At 72.5% G+C, this 19,522-nt stretch carries 18 protein-coding genes; 6 read left to right on the top strand and 12 right to left on the bottom strand.

Annotation, left to right across the window (positions count from 1 at the left end):
- Nucleotides 1–15: 15 nt before the first annotated feature.
- Both G8E01_RS01885 and G8E01_RS01880 read left to right on the top strand, forming a co-directional pair.
- Complete coding sequence (locus tag G8E01_RS01885; RefSeq protein ID WP_166315058.1) at nucleotides 16–3,222, top strand: S41 family peptidase; 3,207 nt, start codon at nucleotides 16–18, stop codon at nucleotides 3,220–3,222.
- A gap of 32 nt (nucleotides 3,223–3,254) precedes the next feature.
- Nucleotides 3,255–3,557 carry a chorismate mutase gene (locus tag G8E01_RS01880; RefSeq protein WP_155048846.1) on the top strand — a complete coding sequence of 101 codons (303 nt, stop codon included), beginning with the start codon at nucleotides 3,255–3,257 and terminating at the stop codon, nucleotides 3,555–3,557.
- Between the two features lie 18 nt (nucleotides 3,558–3,575).
- On the opposite strand, the gene G8E01_RS01875 is transcribed toward G8E01_RS01880, so the two are convergent.
- The 9 genes from G8E01_RS01875 to G8E01_RS01835 all read right to left on the bottom strand — a co-directional run bounded on the left by G8E01_RS01875 (nucleotide 3,576) and on the right by G8E01_RS01835 (nucleotide 11,811).
- Nucleotides 3,576–4,298, bottom strand: coding sequence for a hypothetical protein (locus G8E01_RS01875; protein WP_166315055.1), 723 nt, complete (start codon nucleotides 4,296–4,298; stop codon nucleotides 3,576–3,578).
- On the bottom strand, nucleotides 4,295–5,203 hold the full coding sequence (locus G8E01_RS01870; RefSeq protein ID WP_166315052.1) for an ABC transporter ATP-binding protein: 909 nt from the start codon (nucleotides 5,201–5,203) through the stop codon (nucleotides 4,295–4,297). The genes G8E01_RS01875 and G8E01_RS01870 overlap by 4 nt, the downstream gene beginning before the upstream one ends.
- 22 nt (nucleotides 5,204–5,225) lie before the next feature.
- Complete coding sequence (locus G8E01_RS01865; protein ID WP_166315049.1) at nucleotides 5,226–5,552, bottom strand: GntR family transcriptional regulator; 327 nt, start codon at nucleotides 5,550–5,552, stop codon at nucleotides 5,226–5,228.
- A gap of 144 nt (nucleotides 5,553–5,696) precedes the next feature.
- Nucleotides 5,697–6,011: a monovalent cation/H(+) antiporter subunit G gene (gene mnhG / locus G8E01_RS01860; RefSeq protein WP_166315047.1), complete on the bottom strand. Its 315-nt coding sequence runs from the start codon at nucleotides 6,009–6,011 to the stop codon at nucleotides 5,697–5,699.
- Nucleotides 6,011–6,295 (bottom strand): monovalent cation/H+ antiporter complex subunit F, encoded by a 285-nt coding sequence (locus G8E01_RS01855; RefSeq protein ID WP_166315044.1) that lies wholly within the window; start codon nucleotides 6,293–6,295, stop codon nucleotides 6,011–6,013. The genes mnhG and G8E01_RS01855 overlap by 1 nt, the downstream gene beginning before the upstream one ends.
- On the bottom strand, nucleotides 6,292–6,873 hold the full coding sequence (locus tag G8E01_RS01850; RefSeq protein WP_166315041.1) for a Na+/H+ antiporter subunit E: 582 nt from the start codon (nucleotides 6,871–6,873) through the stop codon (nucleotides 6,292–6,294). Before G8E01_RS01850 ends, G8E01_RS01855 begins: the two co-directional genes overlap by 4 nt.
- Nucleotides 6,870–8,426, bottom strand: a complete 1,557-nt coding sequence (locus G8E01_RS01845; protein ID WP_166315038.1) for a Na+/H+ antiporter subunit D — start codon at nucleotides 8,424–8,426, stop codon at nucleotides 6,870–6,872. Before G8E01_RS01845 ends, G8E01_RS01850 begins: the two co-directional genes overlap by 4 nt.
- Nucleotides 8,423–8,899, bottom strand: a complete 477-nt coding sequence (locus tag G8E01_RS01840) for a Na(+)/H(+) antiporter subunit C (protein ID WP_166315035.1) — start codon at nucleotides 8,897–8,899, stop codon at nucleotides 8,423–8,425. Before G8E01_RS01840 ends, G8E01_RS01845 begins: the two co-directional genes overlap by 4 nt.
- A complete protein-coding gene (locus G8E01_RS01835; RefSeq protein ID WP_166315032.1) occupies nucleotides 8,896–11,811 on the bottom strand; it encodes a Na+/H+ antiporter subunit A in 2,916 nt (971 codons plus the stop codon). Before G8E01_RS01835 ends, G8E01_RS01840 begins: the two co-directional genes overlap by 4 nt.
- A 120-nt stretch (nucleotides 11,812–11,931) precedes the next feature.
- Here G8E01_RS01835 and nucS point away from each other — a divergent pair, with 120 nt between their 5' ends.
- From nucS to G8E01_RS01820, 3 genes are read left to right on the top strand one after another with little or no spacing between them, the layout of a single operon-like run.
- Nucleotides 11,932–12,627 carry an endonuclease NucS gene (gene nucS / locus G8E01_RS01830; protein ID WP_166315029.1) on the top strand — a complete coding sequence of 232 codons (696 nt, stop codon included), beginning with the start codon at nucleotides 11,932–11,934 and terminating at the stop codon, nucleotides 12,625–12,627.
- A 56-nt stretch (nucleotides 12,628–12,683) separates the two neighbouring features.
- Entirely contained in the window at nucleotides 12,684–13,352 is a 669-nt protein-coding gene (locus G8E01_RS01825) for an HAD hydrolase-like protein (RefSeq protein ID WP_166315026.1), read from the top strand.
- 16 nt (nucleotides 13,353–13,368) lie between these two features.
- On the top strand, nucleotides 13,369–14,592 hold the full coding sequence (locus tag G8E01_RS01820; protein WP_166315023.1) for a hypothetical protein: 1,224 nt from the start codon (nucleotides 13,369–13,371) through the stop codon (nucleotides 14,590–14,592).
- A gap of 63 nt (nucleotides 14,593–14,655) precedes the next feature.
- Here the strand turns inward: G8E01_RS01820 and G8E01_RS01815 are convergent, their stop codons facing one another.
- The gene (locus tag G8E01_RS01815; RefSeq protein ID WP_166315020.1) at nucleotides 14,656–14,862 is read right to left on the bottom strand and encodes a cold-shock protein; all 207 of its coding nucleotides are present in this window, start codon (nucleotides 14,860–14,862) and stop codon (nucleotides 14,656–14,658) included.
- Between the two features lie 392 nt (nucleotides 14,863–15,254).
- Here G8E01_RS01815 and G8E01_RS01810 point away from each other — a divergent pair, with 392 nt between their 5' ends.
- The gene (locus tag G8E01_RS01810) at nucleotides 15,255–17,444 is read left to right on the top strand and encodes an MMPL family transporter (RefSeq protein WP_166315017.1); all 2,190 of its coding nucleotides are present in this window, start codon (nucleotides 15,255–15,257) and stop codon (nucleotides 17,442–17,444) included.
- Between the two features lie 18 nt (nucleotides 17,445–17,462).
- On the opposite strand, the gene G8E01_RS01805 is transcribed toward G8E01_RS01810, so the two are convergent.
- Nucleotides 17,463–18,464, bottom strand: coding sequence for a proline racemase family protein (locus tag G8E01_RS01805; RefSeq protein ID WP_166315014.1), 1,002 nt, complete (start codon nucleotides 18,462–18,464; stop codon nucleotides 17,463–17,465).
- Complete coding sequence (locus G8E01_RS01800; RefSeq protein ID WP_166315012.1) at nucleotides 18,461–19,447, bottom strand: Ldh family oxidoreductase; 987 nt, start codon at nucleotides 19,445–19,447, stop codon at nucleotides 18,461–18,463. The genes G8E01_RS01805 and G8E01_RS01800 overlap by 4 nt, the downstream gene beginning before the upstream one ends.
- Between the last annotated feature and the right edge of the window lie 75 nt (nucleotides 19,448–19,522).

Genomic DNA, 19,522 nt, shown 5'->3' with positions numbered 1-19,522 from the left:
TTATACGTTGGCCCCATGAGCTCCGCGTACCTGCGCTATCCGCACCTCGACGCCGACCTTCTCACCTTCACCGCCGCCGACGACGTGTGGCTCGCGCCCGCGGCGGGCGGCCGCGCGTGGCGCCTCACGAGCGACCGGGCGCCCGTCGCCCACCCGCGGCTTTCGCCCGGCGGCGCGCACGTCGCGTTCGTCTCGCGCCGCGACGCGCACCCCGAGCTGTTCGTGGCGGACGTCGAGACCGGATCCGTCGAGCGGCTCACCTACGCCGGCGCCAGCCAGCTGCGCGTGCTCGGGTGGTCGGGCCCGGAGGCGGTCCTCGTCGCGTCGAACGCGGGCGAGGAGAACATGCGCCACACGACCGTGCGCGAGGTGAGCCTCGACGGCCGCGCCCGGCGCCTCGAGCTGGGAATGGCCTCGGGCGTCGCGATCGACGAGGCGCGGGGCACGGCGCTGTCGACGCCCTTCAGCCGCCCGCCGGCGTGGTGGAAGCGGTACCGCGGTGGCACGGCCTCGCGGCTGTGGCTGCGCGCGCCGGGAGGCGAGTGGGAGCGCCTGCTCGCGTCCGACGAGGCCTCCCTCGTCGATCCGATGTGGGTGGGCGGCGCGCTCGCGTTCGTCTCGGATCGGGCGGCGCGCTTCCCCGACGCCGCCGACGAGCAGGCCAACCTCTGGGTGCTCGACGACCCCCGCTCGGACGCCCCGCGCCAGCTGACCTTCCAGGGCCCGAACGAGGGCTACGTGCGAGACGCCACGACCGACGGGCGGCGCATCGCGTGGCACAGCCGCGGGCGGATCCGCGTGCTCGACTCCCTCGACGCCGCGCCGCGGGCCGTCGACGTGTCGCTCCCGGGCGCCGCGGTAGCTCCCGTCCCGCTCGAGCCGACGCGGGACCTCACGGACATCGCCCCGGACCACGGCGCGGGCGCGAGCCTCGTCGCCTGGCGCGGCAAGGCGTTCTGGCTGACCCACCGCGAGGGCCCCGCGCGGGCGCTCGCGGCCGACTCGGGCGTGCGCGTGCGCGAGCCCGTCGTGCTCGGCCAGACGGGACGCGTCGCGTTCGTCACGGACGCCGAGGGCGACGACGGGATCCAGGTCGCCGCCGTCGCGGGGTCGCGCGACGACGACGCGCTCCCGATCCTCACGGGGCAGCTCGGGCGCGTCCTCCACCTGGCCGCCTCGCCCGCCGGGGACCGGCTCGCCGCGATCTCGCACGACGGATGGATCCGTCTCATCGACGTCGCCGGCGGCACGGCCCGCGACGTGCGGCGCTCCGCGCAGGGGGAGGCGCTGACGCCGCGCTTCTCGCCCGACGGGCGGTACCTGGTGTGGTCCGAGCCCACCGCCGGCGAGGGCGAGCTGCACGCGATCTGGGCGCTGGACACCCGCGGCGACGACGGACCGGTGCGCCTCACGAGCGGCCGATTCCACGACCACAGCCCGGACATCACGCGGGACGGGCGCCACCTCGTGTTCCTCTCGAACCGCACGTTCGACCCGCAGTACAACGCCCAGGCGTTCGACCTGTCGTTCGCCGGCACGACGCGCGCCTGGCTGATGCCGCTGTCGGCCGAGGACCCGGTGCCCTTCGGGCCCGCCGCGGGCGGCTGGGCGCTGGCCGAGGCGCCCGCCGGATCCGCCGCCCCCGCGGCGCCCGAGAGCCCGGACCTCGACGCGGAGGGCGCCGAGGAGCGGATCGCGGCCTTCCCCGTGCCGTCGGCCGACTACCGGGGCCTGTTCGCGACCGCGGGCGGGGTGTGCTGGATCGCGGAGGGCGCCGACGTCGGCGAGCTGGGCGCCCGCCGCGCGGGCGTGCCGGGCGAGAAGCAGCCCGACCGCCTCGAGCGCTGGTCCTTCGCGGACCGCGAGGCGTGGACGGTCGTCGAGGGCCTCGACGCGGCCGCCGTGTCGGGCGACGGCGAGCGCGTCGTCGTCCGCTCGGGCGAGAAGGTCACGGTCGTGCGCGCGGCGCGGAAGGCCTCGGGCGACGAGGAGCCGGTCGAGGTGGACCTCGGCCGCCTGCGGTTCACGCGGGATCCGGCGGCCGAGTGGCGGCAGATGTTCGACGAGAACGCGCGCATCATGCGGGACCACTTCTGGCGCGCCGACATGGACGGCGTGGACTGGGACGCGGCGACCGAACGGTGGCGCCCGGTCGTGGCCCTCGCGCGCACCGACGACGACCTCACCGACATCCTGTGGGAGCACGTCGGCGAGCTGAACACGTCCCACGCCTACGTGATGCCGGCCGACCGGTCCGACCCCGCCGCGCGCCTCGGCTTCCTCGGCGCCGATCTCGCACCGGCGGACGACGGCTGGCGCATCGAGCGGATCCTCCCCGGCGAGTCCAGCGACCCGGGCGCGCGGTCCCCGCTGCGCCGCGCGGGCGTCGGGGCGCGCGAGGGCGACGTGATCGTCGAGATCGACGGCGCGCCCGTGGATCCCGTGCTCGGCGTCGGCGCGAGCCTCGTGGGCGCGGCGGACACGCCGGTCGAGCTCACGCTCCGCCGGGGCGAGGCCGACCGGCGGGTCGTCGTCGTGCCGCTCGCCGACGAGGAGGCCCTGCGCTACCAGGACTGGGTGCGCGTGCGGCGCGCGTACGTCGCGGCGGCGTCGGGCGGGCGGCTTGGATACGTGCACATCCCCGACATGCAGAGCGTCGGCTGGGCGCAGCTGCACCGCGACCTGCGCACGGCGTCCGACGCCGAGGGACTCATCGCCGACGTCCGGTACAACCGCGGCGGGCACACGAGCGAGCTCGTCATCGAGCGCCTCGCCTCACGCGTGGTCGCCTGGTCGACCGCGCGGCACATGGACGCGCCCGTCGCGAGCCCGGATCGCTCGCGGCGCGGCCCCGTCGTCTTTGTCGCGAACGAGTTCTCCGGATCCGACGGCGACATCGTGTGCGCCCGCGCGCAGGCCCTCGGGCTCGGGCCCGTCGTCGGCGCCCGCACCTGGGGCGGGGTGGTGGGGATCGATGGTCGCTTCGACCTCGTCGACGGCACGCGCGTGACCCAGCCGCGGTACGCCTTCTGGCTCGAGGGCAAGGGGTGGGGCGTCGAGAACCACGGCGTGGACCCCGACGTCGAGGTGATCCACTCGCCCGCCGACCTCTTCCGGCACGCGGATCCGCAGCTCGACCGGGCGATCGCGGAGGCGATCGCCCGGCTGGGCGCCGCCCCCGCGCAGACCGCGCCGTCGCTCCCCGCGCCGAAGGTGCGCTGAGCGGCGGCGCGGGCGCGCGCTACGCTCGAGGCATGAGCGAGACGCCCGACGAGACCATGGCCACGCTGCTGCGCCTGCGCGCGAGCATCGACAACATCGACGCCGCTCTCGTCTTCATGCTCGCCGAGCGATTCCGCTGCACGAAGCAGGTCGGCGAGCTCAAGGCGACCCACGACCTCCCCGCGAGCGACCCGGCCCGCGAGGAGCGGCAGATCGCGCGCCTGCGCGAGCTCGCCGACGAGGCGGACCTGGATCCGGAGTTCGCCCACAAGTGGTTCCGGTTCGTCGTCGCCGAGGTCATCCAGCACCACAAGCAGGCGGCCGGCGAGGCCTGACCGCGCGGCCCGCCGGGCTCAGACGGTCGCCCGCCGCAGCGTGGCGTAGGAGCCGAGCGCGAGGAGCGCGGTCACGGCGAGCCCCAGGAGCGTCAGGAAAAACGGCCCGAGCTCGACGAACCATCCGATGACCTGCGGCCAGGACTCCGTCCGCGTCGCGACGAAGATCCCCAGCACGAGCGCGAGCCCGAGCGCGACGAGGACGGCGACGAGCGGGAGGGTGCCGAAGCGCTTCCACACGGTCGCGCACCAGAACCCCACGACGTACAGCAGGAGCGTCGCCGTGAAGTAGGTCAGCCAGGCCGAGGCCCACCCCGCGTCGAAGATCCACTCCAGGTGCGCGACGTAGCCGTTCACCCCGTAGCCGTTCGTGAGGACCTCGATTCCCGCGAGCGCGAGGAAAATCGTGGCCATCATGGCCGCGCCGATCGCCCCGACGACGAGGGTCCCGAGGAAGAACTCGCGGCGCGTGACGCTCATCGCCTGCGAGAAGGGGAAGCTCAGGGTCATCGCCTGCACGCCGAGCGCGACGAAGTACCACAGCGGCGCGTTGCCCGCGCCGCCGTACATGCGCGTGCTGTCGTTGGGGATCATGGCGAAGACGAGGACGGCGACCAGCGCCGCCCCCGCGAGGATGATCAGCGGCACCCAGAGGAAGGACTGCGTGTTGATCAGCTGGAGGCGCACGACGCTCCAGACGCGGTGGGTGACGCGCCCCGTGGGCGCGGGCGAGACGGTCATCGTCGCGATCCTTCCGGGGTCGTGCCGGGGGCGAGAGATCCGGCCTGGGTCAGCCGCACGATCAGCTGCTGCAGGGGGACGGGGGCCAGCTCGAGGCCGGCTGCGCGGGCCTCAAGGCGCTCGGCCTCCGTGAGCCGGGCGTGCACGGTCGCCGCGGCGACGCCGCCGAGCTGCTCGCGGTGGATCACCTCGCGGCCGCGCGTGAAATCCTCGACGCGGCGGGCGTCGCCCGTGAGGGTTGTCGCCTCGGCCCGCGCATCCTCGGCGCTCTGATCCATGAGGATCCGGCCGCGGTCGATCACGATGACCCGCTCGATGAGGTTCGCGATCTCGTCGATGAGGTGGCTCGACAACAGCACGGTGCGCGGGTGCTCCGCGTAGTCGGCCAGGAGGCGGTCGTAGAAGATCTGGCGCGCGACGGCGTCGAGCCCCAGGTAGGGCTCGTCGAAGAAGGTGATCTCGGATCGCGCGGCGAGGCCGATGATCACCCCGACCGCCGACAGCTGCCCCCGCGAGAGCTTCTTGATGGTCGTCTTCATCGGCAGCTGGAACGCGTCCGCGAGCTCGTCGGCGACCGCCTGGTCCCAGTTAGGGAAGAACAGGCGCGCGGACGCGAAGGCCGTGCGCGCCGTCGCCTCGTCGGGATACTTCTGGCTCTCCCGCACGAAGCAGATGCGGCGCAGCACGCGCGCGTTCTCGTAGGGATCCTCGCCGAAGACCCGCACGGACCCGCTCGTCGCGAAGTTCTGCGCCGTGAGGATGGACATCGCGGTGGTCTTGCCGGCGCCGTTGCGCCCGAGGAAGCCGTAGATCGTGTCTCGCTCGATGTCGAAGCTGACGCCGTCGAGCGCGGCGACGTCACGGTATCGCTTCGTGAGGTCTCGTACCTGAATGACGGGGTCCATGGGATCCCTTTCGGTCGTGGTATCAGTGTGCGGTGCGCGACGCGCGCTCGCGGATCAGGCGGGCGACGTCGTCGGGGGGAAGGCCGAGCTTGCGGGCCTCCTCCAGGAGGGGCGCGACGAAGCGGTCCGCAAAGAGCTCCCGCCGCTCGGCGAGCACCCGGTCGCGGGCGCCGGGGGCGACGAACATGCCGATGCCGCGCTGTTTGTACAGCACGCCCTTGTCCACGAGCAGGTTCACGCCCTTCGCGGCGGTGGCGGGGTTGATGCGCGAGAACGCCGCGAGCTCGTTGGTCGACGGCGCGCGCTCGTCCTCGCCCAGCGTGCCGTCGACGATCTGGTCCTCGACCATCTCGGCGATCTGGATGAAGAGCGGCTTCGACTCGTCGATGGCGCCACCTCCTCGCGTGCCTTGGTTAGTTACTTAACTAAGTAACCACAGGACCAAGCGCGCGTCAAGCCCCGCCGTGGGCGCGGGAGCAGGAGTGCGAGCGGGTCAGTCGAGCTCGTCGACGACGAGCGTGTCGCGATCGATGCGCCCGTTGCGGTAGGCCTGGCGACCCACCATGTGGGCCGCCAGCGGGGCGACGGCCAGCTGGATCAGCACGATCGGCACGAGGAACGCCGCGACCGCCCACGACTGCAGCGCGACCGCGATGCCCGCCGCGATGAGCACGAGGCCCAGGATCTGCGGCTTCGTCGCGGCGTGCAGGCGCGAGGGAACGTCGCGGAAGCGCAGCAACCCGATCGCCGCGGTCAGGCACAACAGGGCCCCCGCGAGCGCGAGAACGAGGCCGATGATCTCGAGCATCACGCCCCCTCGTTCGTGGCGTCTCGGCGCGCGACGAAGCGCGCCACCGCGATCGTGCCGAGCGCGCCCGTGACGGCGATGGCGAGCATCACGGGAAGGGTGTCGGTGCGCTGGTGGACGATGGCCTCGACGCCCATGATGCAGAGCACCTCGGTGAGCAGCACGTCGCTCGCGATCGCGCGGTCGAGGATGGACGGCCCACGCACGATCCGCACGATCGTGAGCACCGCGGCGAGCGCGAACACCCCGACGATGACGGCGACGAGAACGGTCTGGACGGTCACGACTCCCCCTCCTCCGCGCGGCGGTCGGCGTACGGCCGGGCGCCCGATCGCACGAGCGCGAGCTCCTCGCGCGACCCGACGGCGCGCACGATCCGTGCTTCCCAGCGCATCCCGCTCGCGCGCGCGCGCTCGATGTCGCGGTCCGAGCGCACGCCGATGACGTGGAGGTACAGGATCCGCCGGGCCCTGTCCTCCTCGATGACGGTGCTGCCCGGCACGAGCGAGAGCGCCACGGCCGTGTGGGTCATGATGAGGTCGTCGTCAACGCGCAACGGCACCCGGACGACCGCGGTGCGCGGCGTTCCGGGGGCGATCGCGAGCCACGCGACCTGCAGAGCGCCCCATCCGAGCTCGGCGAGGAAGACGACGACCTCGACGAGAAGCCACAGCGGGTTGACGCGGCCCGTCAGCTCGGCCGCGGGCAGGCGGAACACCGCGGTGACGAAGATCGCGACGGCGATGCCCGTGAAGAAGGCGAGCCAGGTGAACTGGCCCCAGAGGAGCATCCAGATCGCGACGAGCCACGCGAAAAACGGCAGCTGCGTCCAGAAGTGACGGATCCAGGAACGGCGGGTCATGTGTCCTGCTCCACCCCCTCGAGCTGCACGAGGGAGATCGGCTGAAGCAGAGACTCGCCGATGCGTTCGCACACCTCGTAGATCGGCCCCGCGAAGACCGTCAGCGCAAGGGTCGCCGCGACCATCCCGATCGTCGCGGCCCCCATGATGCGCGGGATCGCGCGCCGCTCGCCCTGCGCGTCGGCGTCGGGCGCCTTCTCGAGGTACGAGATGCGGGCCTCGGTCTCGCTCGAGTCCTCCTTCTCGCGCCAGAAGGAGAGGTTCCAGGCGCGCATGAGCGCGTAGAGCGTGAGGAGGGAGGTGAGGATGCCCGCGCCGATCGCGACCCACATGATCGGCGTTCCCACGCCCGCGGCGGCCTTGAACAGCGCGTACTTGCCGATGAAGCCCGAGAAGGGCGGCAGGCCGCCGAGGTTGAGGGCCGGCACGAAGTACACGGCGGCGATGAGCGGGCTCGCGGCGACGAGGCCCTTGACCCGCAGGATCGAGGTGGACCCGGCGTAGCGCTCGATGAGACCGACCGCGAGGAACAGGGTCGTCTGCACCACGATGTGGTGGACCATGTAGTACACCGTCGCGCCGACGGCATCCTCCGTCGCGATGGAGATGCCGAAGATCATGTAGCCGACGTGGCTGACGAGCGTGAAGGAGAGGATCCGCTTCAGCTCGGCCTGCGCGATCGCGCCCAGGATCCCCACGATCATCGTGGCCACCGCGACGATCGCCAGGACCAGATTGAGGTTGCTGTCGTGGAACAGCTGCGTCTCGGTGCGGATGATCGCGTACACGCCGACCTTCGTCAGCAGCCCCGCGAAGACGGCCGTCACGGGGGCGGGCGCGGTCGGGTACGAGTCGGGCAGCCAGAACGACAGCGGGAACACGGCGGCCTTGATCGCGAAGCCGACGAGCAGCATCACGTGGAGCACCATCTGCACGTCCGGCGGGATCTCGACCATCCGCTCGGCGATCTGCGCCATGTTCACGGTGCCGAGCGCGCCGTAGATCACGGCGATGGCCGACAGGAAGATGATGCTCGAGACGAGCGAGACGACGATGTAGACGGTTCCCGTGCGGATCCGCGACTCGGTCGATCCGAGCGTGATGAGCACGTAGGAGGCCACGAGGAGGATCTCGAACCCGACGTAGAGGTTGAAGAGATCGCCCGCGATGAACGTGTCGAAGATGCCCGCCGCGAGGATGAGGTAGGACGGGTGGAAGATCGACACGGGGGTTTCGTCGTCGCCGTCGGCGGCGCCCTGCCCGACCGAGAACAGCAGGACCGCGAGGAGCACGATGCTCGAGACGGCAACGAGCAGCGCGGCGAGGCGGTCGACGTAGAGGACGATGCCGAACGGTAACGGCCATCCGCCCACCGAGACCGCGAGCGGGGTGCCCTGGTCGACCGCGACGAGCATGACGACGGCGAGGACGAAGGTCGCCGTGAGCGTCGCGACGGAGACGCCGACCTGGAGGCGGCGGTGGCGGCCCGCCAGCAGCGTGAAGGCCGCGCCGAGCAGCGGCAGCATGACGAAGAGGGGAACGAGGTTGCTCACGGCTCGCGCCTCGTCTCCTCGATGGCGGCCGTCAGGGGCGCGGCGGCGCCGTCCGTGAAGTCGGTCGTCTGCTCGTCGTCCACCTCCGCGGTCTCCTCCTCGACGTCGAGCGCGTCTTCCGTCTCCTCAGCCCGCTGCCGCACGGCGAGGTCCTCGGCGTCGTCGAGGACCGTGTCGGCCTCGCCCAGCTGCCACGACCGGTAGATGAGCGCGAGCAGGAACGCGCTCACGGCGAAAGTGATGACGATCGCGGTGAGCATGAGGGCCTGCGGCAACGGGTCGCTCGCGCCCTCGGCGCCGTAGAACGGCGAGACGCCCGGGAAGCCCATGACGATGAGGAGCAGGAGGTTCGTCGCGTTGCCGAGGAGGAGGAAGCCGAACAGGACCCGGGTCAGGCTGCGCTCGAGCATCGCGTACACGCCGAGCGCGTACAGCGCCGCCATGACGATCACGAGGGTTACGGAGACGCTCATGCGCGGGCCCCCTCGCTCATCTGGCGGTCGACCTCGGCGCCCAGCGAGCGCAGCACGTCCAGCACGAGGCCGATCACGACGAGATAGACGCCGATGTCGAAGAACGTCGACGAGACGAACTCGATGTGGCCGAGAACGGGCACGTCGGCCTCCCAGATGGCGCGGGTCAGCGGATCCAGGCCAAATAGCATCGGCGCGAGCGCCGTTCCCACCGCGATCGCGAGGCCGCCGCCGAGCAGGTGGCCGGCGTCGGTCGGCGCCGCGACGCCCAGCTCGTACGGCCCGCCGGCGACGTAGCGCATGACGAGCGCGAGGCCCGCGACGAGGCCGCCGGCGAAGCCGCCGCCCGGAAGGTTGTGGCCCGCGAAGACGAGGTAGATCGACACGACGATGAGGGTGTGGAAGAGGATCCGCACGACGACCTCAAGCATGAGCGCGCGCGAGCGCGCGCTCATCGCCTGCCCCCCGATGAGCCAGGCGCGCGGGTGGTCGGCGTTCTCGGGGGTCTGGACGCGGATTCCCTCGGTCGTCTCCACGAGCGGCGCGCGCCGCGCCGCCCGGCGGGCGGCCGCGGGCACCTTGCTCTTGACCTTCTTGCGCGCGGCCGTGAGCCGGTCGCCGCGGGCCGTGACGAACACGAGCGACGCGACGCCCGTGGCCGCGAGCACGAGGACGCTGAGCTCGCCCATGGTGTCCCAGCCGCGCAGGTCGACGAGCGCGACGTTGACGACGTTCTTGCCGTGACCGATCTCGTACGCGAGCTCGGCCCAGGCGGTCGACACGGGCTCCGCGATCCGCGCGCCGGTGGCCACGACCGCGACGACGGCCATCGTTGCGCCCACCGCCACGCCAATCAGCGCGCGCACGAGACGGCCCGCGGATCCGTTGTGGGTGCCGAGCCGGGCCGGGATCCGCCGCAGCACGAGCGAGAAGGCGACGAGCGTCACGGTCTCGATGAGCACCTGCGTCGTGGCGAGGTCGGGGGCGCCGGACAGGATGAAGAGCACGACCATGCCGAGCCCCGTCACCGAGACGAGCACGACGCCCGTGAAGCGCTTCTTCGCGCGCACGGCCAGGAGCCCCGCGGCGATCATGATCGCCGCGGCGACCGGCTGCACCGGGTGCTGCCAGGCGTCGAGGTGAATCTCCCACCCGCCGCCCGCGATCAACGCCGCGAGCTCGGCCGCGACGAGCACGACGAAGATCGTGCCGACGTAGACGGGCAGCGAACCGCGCTGAGTGCGCCGCGTGACCGCGACCGCGAGGCGATCGACGGATCGGGTGACGAGGTAGTACACGTCCTGGGCCTGGAAGGGCAGGATGCGACCCGTGCGGTCCCATCCCGTGGCGTTCACGAGCCAGAAGATGCCGCCGCCCGCCGCGAGCGCGAGCGCGGACAGCCCGAGGGCGGGCTCCAGGCCGTGCCAGAGGGCGAGGTGGTAGTGCCCCTCCCCCGCCGTGTCGGCGTAGGGCGCGAGCACGAGGTCGAGGGCGGGGACCGCGAGGCCGCCCGCCACCGTGAGCGCGGCCAGGACGAGCGGGCTGAAGATGAACCCGAGCGGCGGATCCGGCCACGCGGTGTCGGGCAGGCGCTCACCCTGCGCGTCGCGCTTGCGCCCGAACGCGCCCCACACGAAGCGAATGGCGTATGCCGTCGTGAGCATGGATCCGATCACCACGCCGACGAGGGCGATCCACCCCCAGACGCTCCCGGCCAGGGCGTCCTCGAGGAGCGCCGTCAGGGCGGCCTCCTTCGCGACGAACCCGAGGAGCGGCGGGACGCCCGCCATCGACGCGGCGGCGATGGTCGCGACGACCGCGAGGACGGGGGCCTGACGAAAGACCCCGCTGATGCGACGGATGTCGCGCGTGGACAGCTGCCGGTCGATGATGCCGACGACGAGGAAGAGCGCGGCCTTAAAGAGGGCGTGCGCGAGCACGAGCGCGATGCCGGCGAGCGCGGTGTCGCGCTCGCCGTACCCGACGACCATCGCGATGAAGCCGAGCTGGCTCACGGTGCCGTAGGCGAGGATCCGCTTGAGGTCGCTCTCGCGCATCGCCTGGAGGCCGCCGAGCAGCATCGTGAAAATCCCGAAGGACACGAGGAGCGGCTGCCAGGGCGCGGCATCCGCGAATCCCGGCGCGAAGCGCGCCAGGAGATAGATACCCGCCTTCACCATGGCCGCCGCGTGCAGGTAGGCGCTGACCGGAGTCGGCGCCGCCATCGCGCCGGGCAGCCAGAAGTGGAACGGGAAGATCGCGGACTTGCTGAAGGCGCCGACGAGCAGCATCACGAGCGCCGCGTCGATCAGCGCGCCCGTGGGCGGATCCTCGAGCATCGCGGCGATCGACGTCGTATCGGCCGAGACCACGAGGATGACCGCTCCGACGAACATGACGAGGCCGCCGAGGGTCGTCGTCATGAGCGCCTGGAGCGCGGCGCGGCGCGAGGCCGCGCGGGTGAAGGCGTGTCCGATGAGGAGGTAGGAGAGGACGCTCGTCATCTCCCAGAACATCACGAGCATGATGAGGTCGTCGGTGAGCACGAGCCCGTACATCGCGCCGGCGAAGGCGATGAGGACCGCCGCGAACCGGCCGATGCCGTCCTTCTTCCCGCGGAAGTAGACGGCGCAGTAGACGACCACGAGCACGCCGACGCCGGAGACGATGAGCGTCATGAGCCAGCTCAGGGTGTCCATCCGCATCGAGATCTCGATCCCGAGGGGGCGAATCCACTCGTATGACTCGAACGGAATGGATCCGCTGTGCACCCGGCCCGTCATCGCGATCGCGTGCACGAGGCCGGCGAGCGGCGCGAGGGCCGCGACGTAGAAGACGCGGGCGCCGAGGACCCGGGCGAGCGGGTGGAGCAAGAGCGCCACGACTCCGAACACGGCGAGGATCGCGAGCATGGGCGTCTCCTCGTCGTCGTGCCGGCGGCGGGTGGTGGCGGGTTTTCTATTCTATGGGCGGAATTTGATCCTGGGGCGAATGGCGCCGGATTGGCCGCTCCCCCGCGTTAGGCTCGCACGGTGCGCCTCGTCATCGCCCGCTGCTCCGTGGACTACGCGGGGCGCCTCAACGCCCACCTCCCGCTCGCGACCCGTGTGCTCATGCACAAGGGCGACGGCAGCCTCCTCATCCACTCCGACGGCGGCAGCTACAAGCCGCTGAACTGGATGAGTCCGCCGTGCCGCCTCGACCGCGGCGAGATCGACGAGGAGCTCGCGTCCGCCGGCGTCGTCGAGGTGTGGAAGGTGACCCACCAGAAGACGGGCGACGCGCTGACGGTGCGGATCCACGAGATCCTCAGCGACACCACCCACGACCTCGGGATCGATCCGGGCCTCATCAAGGACGGTGTGGAGTCGGACCTGCAGCGCCTCCTCGCGGAGCAGGTCGACCTGATCGCCGACGGCGCGACGCTCGTGCGCCGGGAGTATCCGACCGCGATCGGCCCCGTCGACCTCCTCGTGCGCGACGCGGCCGGCGTCGCGATCGCCGTGGAGGTCAAGCGCCGCGGGGACATCGACGGCGTCGAGCAGCTCACCCGATACCTCGACCTCCTCGGCCGGGATCCGCTCCTCACAGGCATCCAGGGCGTCTTCGCGGCGCAGGAGATCAAGCCGCAGGCGCGCACCCTCGCGACCGACCGCGGGATCCGCTGCGTCACCCTCGACTACGAGGCCATGAAGGGCATCGACAGCGGGGTGCCGACGCTGTTCTGACCGCGCCCGGCGCTTGCCGGGCGCCCGCCCGGCCGCGCGGTGCATAGGGTGGGGGCATGGCGAACTCTCCCTGGTCCTGCGTCCTCTGGGACGTCGACGGCACGATCGCGGACGCGTCCGCGGGGATCCTCCCCCGCGTCGCACGCGTGCTCGAGGAGATGGGCCGGCCGCCCATGGCCGACGATCAGGTGAACCTCTGGATCGGTCCGCCCATGCTCGAGTCGTTCCAGGCGCTCGCGGGCCTCGACCGCCGAGACGCGGAGCGCGCCGTCGCGCGCTACCGCGCGCTCGCCGGCGAGGACGGGTACGCCGAGTCGGTACGCCTCTATGACGGCGTCGCGGAGCTCGTGCGCGAGGTCCACGCCGCGGGGATCCCCCAGTCGACCGGGTCGACCAAGCCCGAGAACCAGGTGACCGCGATCCTCGCGCACTACGGCCTGGCCCCCGAGTTCGACGCCATCCACGGCGCCGTCCCGGACGCGGACGTGCTCGACACGAAGGCCCACGTGCTCGGCCGCGCGCTCGCCGACCTGGAGGCGAAGGGCATCGATGTCTCGCGCCCCGTCCTCGTCGGCGACCGGCATCACGACATCGATGGCGCGGCCGAGTTCGGCGTGCCCGTGATCTTCGCGCGCTGGGGCTTCGGCGCGCCGTCCGAAGAGGCCGGATCCATCGCGGCGGTCGATTCGCCCGCCGAGCTGCGCCCCCTGCTCATCGACGGCTGAGCGCCGAATGTGGGGAATGGGGGCCGCCGGCTGGCTCGTGAGCGCCGCGGTCGCTCTCGGTGTGCTCGTGGCCGTGGGGCTCGTCGCGCGGCGGATCGCCCGGACGGGGCCGCGTGCGCGGGCCCGGGCCCAGGAGGAGCTCGCGGAGCTGGGACGCGCCCTCGTCGAGCTCGACGACGCGGGCGAGGCGCTCGATCGGGAGCTCGCGCTCTCGGGCGCGCTGTACCGGGGGCAGCAGCCCGCGTCGCTGCGCCGCGCGCGCCTGGCAACGCATCACACGCGCGATGACGCCTTCGTCGCGTATCGCCGCGCGGCCGACCCGGCGCGGATCCCCGCGGAACGCCGCGCCGAGGCGCGGGCGACGCGCGCGCGGGTCGCCGACGCCATCGCGAGCGCCGGATCCGCTCGCGCCGAGAACGACGCGTGGGTCGCGCGGCACGCGCCCGCGGCCGACCAGTTGCGTGTCGCGCGGGAGCGGATCGACGCCGCGGCCGCGACGATCGGAGACCCCCGCGCGCTCCGCGCCGAGCTCGCCCGGATCGCGGACGAGAGCGAGTGGGAGGGCGTGGCGACGGCGGACGACGAGGCCCTCGGCGCGCTCGCCGACGCCGAAAGCGCCTACGCGGCCGCGGAGGCGGCGGATCCAGGGGCCCTGCGGGCGCACCTGATCGAGGTCGAGACGGCCCTCGAGCGCGCCGGGCGCGCCGCCCGCCTCCTCGAGGAGACCCACCGGCTCGTCGAGAACGCCTACCTCGCGATCGAGGACGAACAGCGCGCCGCCGCGTCGGCGATCCGGGCCGCCGCCGGGACGCAGAAGACCGTCACCGGCGAGCGCGCCCCCCGGGTGGCCGAGGCGATCCGCGTCGCGTCCGTCGCGCTGGACTCGGCCATGCGCGCCGCGGACCGCCGCCCCGTCACGGCCAACGAGCGCATCGCCCGGCTACGCGCGCGCCTCGACGACGCCCTGGCCGACCTGCGCACGGAACAGCAGCAGATGCGGGCCGCGCGCAGCGCGCTCCCCGGCACCCTCAGCGCGGCGCGCAGCGCGCTCGCGCGGTCGGAGACCTACGTGCGCGGCGCCGAGATCGACGCTCGCGTCGCGCTCGACCAGGCGCGCCGACACCTCGCGGTGGCGCGCCAATCGTCGAACGCAGTCGAGGCGCTCACGGCGGCGCGCACGGCCGTGGCCGACGCGCAGACCGCCGCCTCGCTCGCCCGGGACCGCGCCCGGCGCCGCTGAGAGACGACAACGCCCCGCACCTCGGGAGAGGTGCGGGGCGTCGCGGGTGTTCGCGCTTCGTCTTTAGAGCGGAACGATGTTGTCGGCCTGCAGGCCCTTGGGGCCCTGCGTGACCTCGAACTCCACGCGCTGGTTCTCCTCCAGCGAGCGGTATCCCTTGGTCTGAATCGCACTGAAGTGCGCGAAGACGTCCTGGCCGCCCTCGTCGGGGGAGATGAAGCCGAAGCCCTTCTCCGAGTTGAACCACTTGACGGTGCCCTGCGTGCTCATGTACTGCCGTTCTATCGGGGCGGATGTCGTCGCAATTTCACGTCGACGCCTGCCAACCTAGCCCACCAACATGGCGAAACAACAGGGCTCGCGCCGGATTCGTTGCCCGAACACGAAAACAGCCCTCACCGTCGGGGGGAAACAGTGAGGGCCGGACGACCGAGAGAGGACGTCTGCGACCAGAATACAGTCCGCCGGGCGCGCTGACGGCCCTTCCGAGGGGATCCGGCGGGTGAATAGCTCACCCACAGATTCACCCTGCACGCGCGTGCATACGGTGCAATACCGCAGGAAAGGTAGCTTCTGCTCTTTGTTATTACTAGATAGGCTAGATACTATCGATGTCGAGCGATAGCCGACGTTTTCCGCCTCCGAGCGACCAGGAGCACCCCATGTCCCGCCGCACGACTGCCCCCGCACCTCCCTCGGGCGATGCCGCCCCGCACCGCCCGCGCACGCGGGGCACGGCAGCCCGGATCATCCGCGTCGTGCTGCCCGCCCTCCTGATCCTCGCCTGGCTCGCCGGCGCCTCGTTCGGCGGCCCCCTCTTCGGCAAGGTCAGCGAGGTGTCGTCCAACGACCAGACGACCTACCTGCCCGAATCGGCCGACGCGACCGCCGTCCAGGAGGCGCGCGGCGACTTCTCGGATTCGGACGCCATCCCGGCGGTCGTCGTCTTCGTCGGCGACGACGAGCTGGCGGAGACCGATGTCGCCGCGATCGACGACGCGCTCGCGGAGGCGGCGGAGCTGGACGCGGTCGCCGGCGACGTCTCCCCCGCCCTCGTGTCCGACGACGGTCGCGCCGCGCAGGCGTTCGTCCCGCTCGACAGCGACGGCGAGCTCGGCGACGTCGTGGTCGAGCTCGGCGACGAGCTGCGCGCGAGCATGCCGGACGGCGTCGCGGTCTACGTGACCGGTCCGGCCGGGTTCTCCGCCGATCTGGCGGCCGGGTTCTCGGGCATCGACGGCCTGCTGCTCGGCGTCGCCCTCGCGGCCGTGTTCGTGATCCTCATCCTCGTGTACCGCTCGGCGCTGCTGCCGATCGTCGTGCTCTCGACGAGCCTGTTCGCGCTGTGCGTCGCGCTGCTGACGGTGTGGTGGCTCGCGAAGTTCGAGGTGCTGCTGCTCAGCGGGCAGACCCAGGGGATCCTGTTCATCCTCGTCATCGGCGCGGCGACCGACTACTCCCTCCTCCTCGTGGCCCGGTTCCGCGAGGAGCTGCGGGCGACGCAGGACAAGGGTGCCGCGGTGTTCCGCGCCGTCAAGGGGTCCTTCGAGCCGATCGTGGCCTCCGGCGGCACCGTCATCGCCGGGCTCCTCTGCCTGCTGCTCAGCGACCTCAAGTCCAACAGCACGCTCGGACCCGTGGCCGCCATCGGGATCGTGTTCGCGATGCTCGCGGCGCTCACCTTCCTCCCCGCCCTCCTGTTCGCGTTCGGGCGCGCCGCGTTCTGGCCGCGCGTTCCCCGCTTCTCCGAGAACCCGGCGCCCGCCCGCGCGGGGCTGTGGGAGCGGATCGCCGACGGCGTGCAGAAGCGGCCGCGCCGGATCTGGATCGGGACCACGATCGTCCTCGCCATCGGCTGCCTCGGCATCACGCAGCTCGACGCCTCCGGTGTGCCCCAGTCCGACCTCGTGCTCGGGGCGTCCGAGGCGCGCGACGGCCAGACCGCGCTCGGCGAGCACTTCCCGGGCGGATCCGGCAGCCCCGCGCTCGTCCTGACGCCCGAGGACGCTTGGGAGGACACCGCCGACGTCTTGCTCGAAGCCGAGGGAGTCGACGGCGTGACGATCGTCGCAGCGGACACGCCGAGCGGATCCGCCACCGTCACGCCCGACGGCCTCCAGGCCGCGGGCCCTCCCGGCACCCCCGCGCCCGAGCCGACGGTGTCGGACGGCAACGTCCTCCTGCAGGCGACGCTGACCGACGCGGCCGACTCCGAGGCCGCCGCGGACACCGTGCGCGCCCTCCGAGCGGACGTGCCGGACGGGGTCCTCATCGGCGGCGTCACGGCGACCGCGATCGACACGAACGACGCCTCGATCCACGACCGGAATCTCATCATCCCCGTCGTGCTCGCGGTGATCCTCGTGATCCTCATGCTGCTGCTCCGCTCGATCCTCGCGCCGGTGCTGCTCATGCTCACGACCGTGCTGTCGTTCGGCACCGCGATGGGGGTCTCGGGCCTGCTCTTCACCCACGTGTTCGACTTCCCGGGGGCGGATCCGGCGGTGCCGCTGTTCGGGTTCGTCTTCCTCGTCGCCCTGGGAATCGACTACAACATCTTCCTCATGACGCGCGTGCGCGAGGAGTCGCTCGTCCACGGCACGCGGGAGGGGATCCGCCGCGGCCTCACGGTCACGGGTGGGGTCATCACGTCGGCCGGGATCGTGCTCGCGGCGACCTTCGCCGCGCTCGGCGTCATCCCGATCCTCTTCCTTGCACAGCTCGCGTTCATCGTCGCGTTCGGCGTGCTGCTCGACACCTTCGTCGTGCGGACGCTCCTCGTCCCCGCGCTCGCGACCGACATCGGCCGCGGCGTGTGGTGGCCGTCGAAGCTCGCCCGCGGCGAGCGCTGAGGCGGATCCGCGGGGCCGTTACTCCACGGTGTAGCCGTGGGGGAACGGGTCCGCGGGATCCAGAAGGAACTCGGCGGTTCCCGTGATCCACGCGCGCCCCGTCACCTCGGGTCGCACGGCGCGCACCCCGCCCTCGCGCGTCTCCTCGACGAGGCGACCCGTGAAGCTCGTGCCGATGAAGGACTCGTTGACGAACGCGTCGCCGATTCCGAGTTGGCCGCGGGCGTGGAGCTGCGCCATGCGCGCGCTCGTACCCGTCCCGCCGGGCGACCGGTCGAGCCAGCCGGGGGAGTTGATGAGCGCGTGGCGCGAGCGCTGGGCGTCGGATCCGGGGGCCAGGAACACCACGTGCTCGCAGCCCGCATAGCCCGTGACGGGGTGGACGGGCCGGGCGTCCCGCTCGATCGCGCGCATGATCGCGGTTCCCGCCTCGGTCAGCCGCGCCGCGGATCCGCGCTCCACCTCCAGGCCGAGGCTCTCCGCGTCGACGATCGCGTAGAAGTTACCCCCGTACGCCATGTCGTACGTCACGCTCCCCAGCCCAGGAACCTCGACGCTCGCGTCCGCGGCGAGGAGGAAGGAGGGGACGTTCACGATCGTGGCGGATCGCGCCTCGCCGTCCTGCACCTCGACGCGCACGGTGATGAGACCGACCGGGGTGTCCAGGCGCACCTCGGTCACCGGCTCCGACACCTCGACCATCCCGGTCTCGACGAGCACGGTGGCGACGGCCATCGTGCCCGCCCCGCACATCGGCAGGACGCCGGTCACCTCGATGAACAGCACGCCCCAGTCGGCGTCCGGGCGCGTGGCGGGCTGCAGGATCGCGCCGGAGAGGGTCCCGTGCCCGCGCGGCTCGTTCACGAGGAACCGGCGCAGGTCGTCGCGCTCGGCGATGAACCGCTCGCGGCGCTCCGCCATCGTCGCGCCCGGCAGCGGCGCGACGCCGCCCGTCACCACCCGGACGGGGAGCCCCTCGGTGTGCGCCTCGACGGCCTGAATCGTGCGGCGCGACCTCATGCGGCGACCCCCGCCGCGTCCGCGAGCGCCCGGCGGATCCGCGGCTCCAGGAGGATCCGCTCCAGGGGCGGTCGGCGCCGGCCGAAGTCGGCCCCGTGCGCCTGAGCGAGACGCGCGAGGTGCGCCTCGACCCGTTCGGAGTAGCCCGCGTCGAACGCGTTCGGGTCGAGGGCAAGCGCGAACAGGCCGAGGCGCGGCGACTCCGACCCGCGGTCGAACGGGGCGGCCTCGCGCGAGAGCGCGCCGCCGGAGAGGACGGCGAGCAGCTCGATCATGAGCGCGATGTTGGATCCCTTCGCGCCGCCGAACGGCACGAGCGCCCCGTCGAGTGCGTCGCGGGCGTCGGTCGTGGGCCGGCCATCGCTCCCGAGCGCCCACCCCTCCGGCAGCTCCTCGCCGCGCGCGGCCGCGTCGCGCACGGAGACCCACGCCGTCTCGCTCGAGGCCTGGTCGAACGCGCGCACCCCGTCGGGGTGCGGGAGCGCGAACGCGAGCGGATTCGTGCCGGTGACGGCCGCCGGGGCGCCGAACGCGCTCATGAGGGCGGGCGAGTTCCCCGCGACGAGCGCCACGAGGCCGTCATCGGCGAGCCGACGGGCGTACCAGCCGAGCTCGCCGGCGGAGAAGGCGCCGCGAATCGACAGCACCGCCACGCCGCAGGACCGCGCGGCCGCATCGAGCTCGGGGAGCGCGGCCTCGAACGCGGCGTGCGCCGTGCCCTCGCGCGCGTCCGCGAGCACCGTGCCGACCAGGGGCCGCGTCACGACGGGATCCGCCTCGCCCGCGAGCCTCCCCTCGCGCAGCGCGGAGAGGTAGTCGAGGAGGTGCCCGGCGCCGACCGACGACCGCCCCCGGCGCTCGGCGGCCACGGTCGCGCGGGCCAGCACGTCCGCCGTCCGGGGCCCGCCGCCGGCCCCGCGCACCGCCGCGCGGCAGAGGTCTTCCAGCTCGTCGGGGGTCATGGTCTCGTCGCCCGTGCGCATATGACCCCACGCTACCGGGCCCGCCACAGCCGCCCGGGAACGAAAAAGCCCCGGCCAGATCTGGCCGGGGCTCGC

Origin of the sequence: Microbacterium excoecariae, from assembly GCF_011326725.1 — a bacterium.
Taxonomy (GTDB): Bacteria; Actinomycetota; Actinomycetes; order Actinomycetales; family Microbacteriaceae; genus Microbacterium; species Microbacterium excoecariae.
The sequence above is the reverse complement of the archived record's forward strand: the minus strand, read 5'-3'. Positions and strand labels throughout refer to the sequence as shown.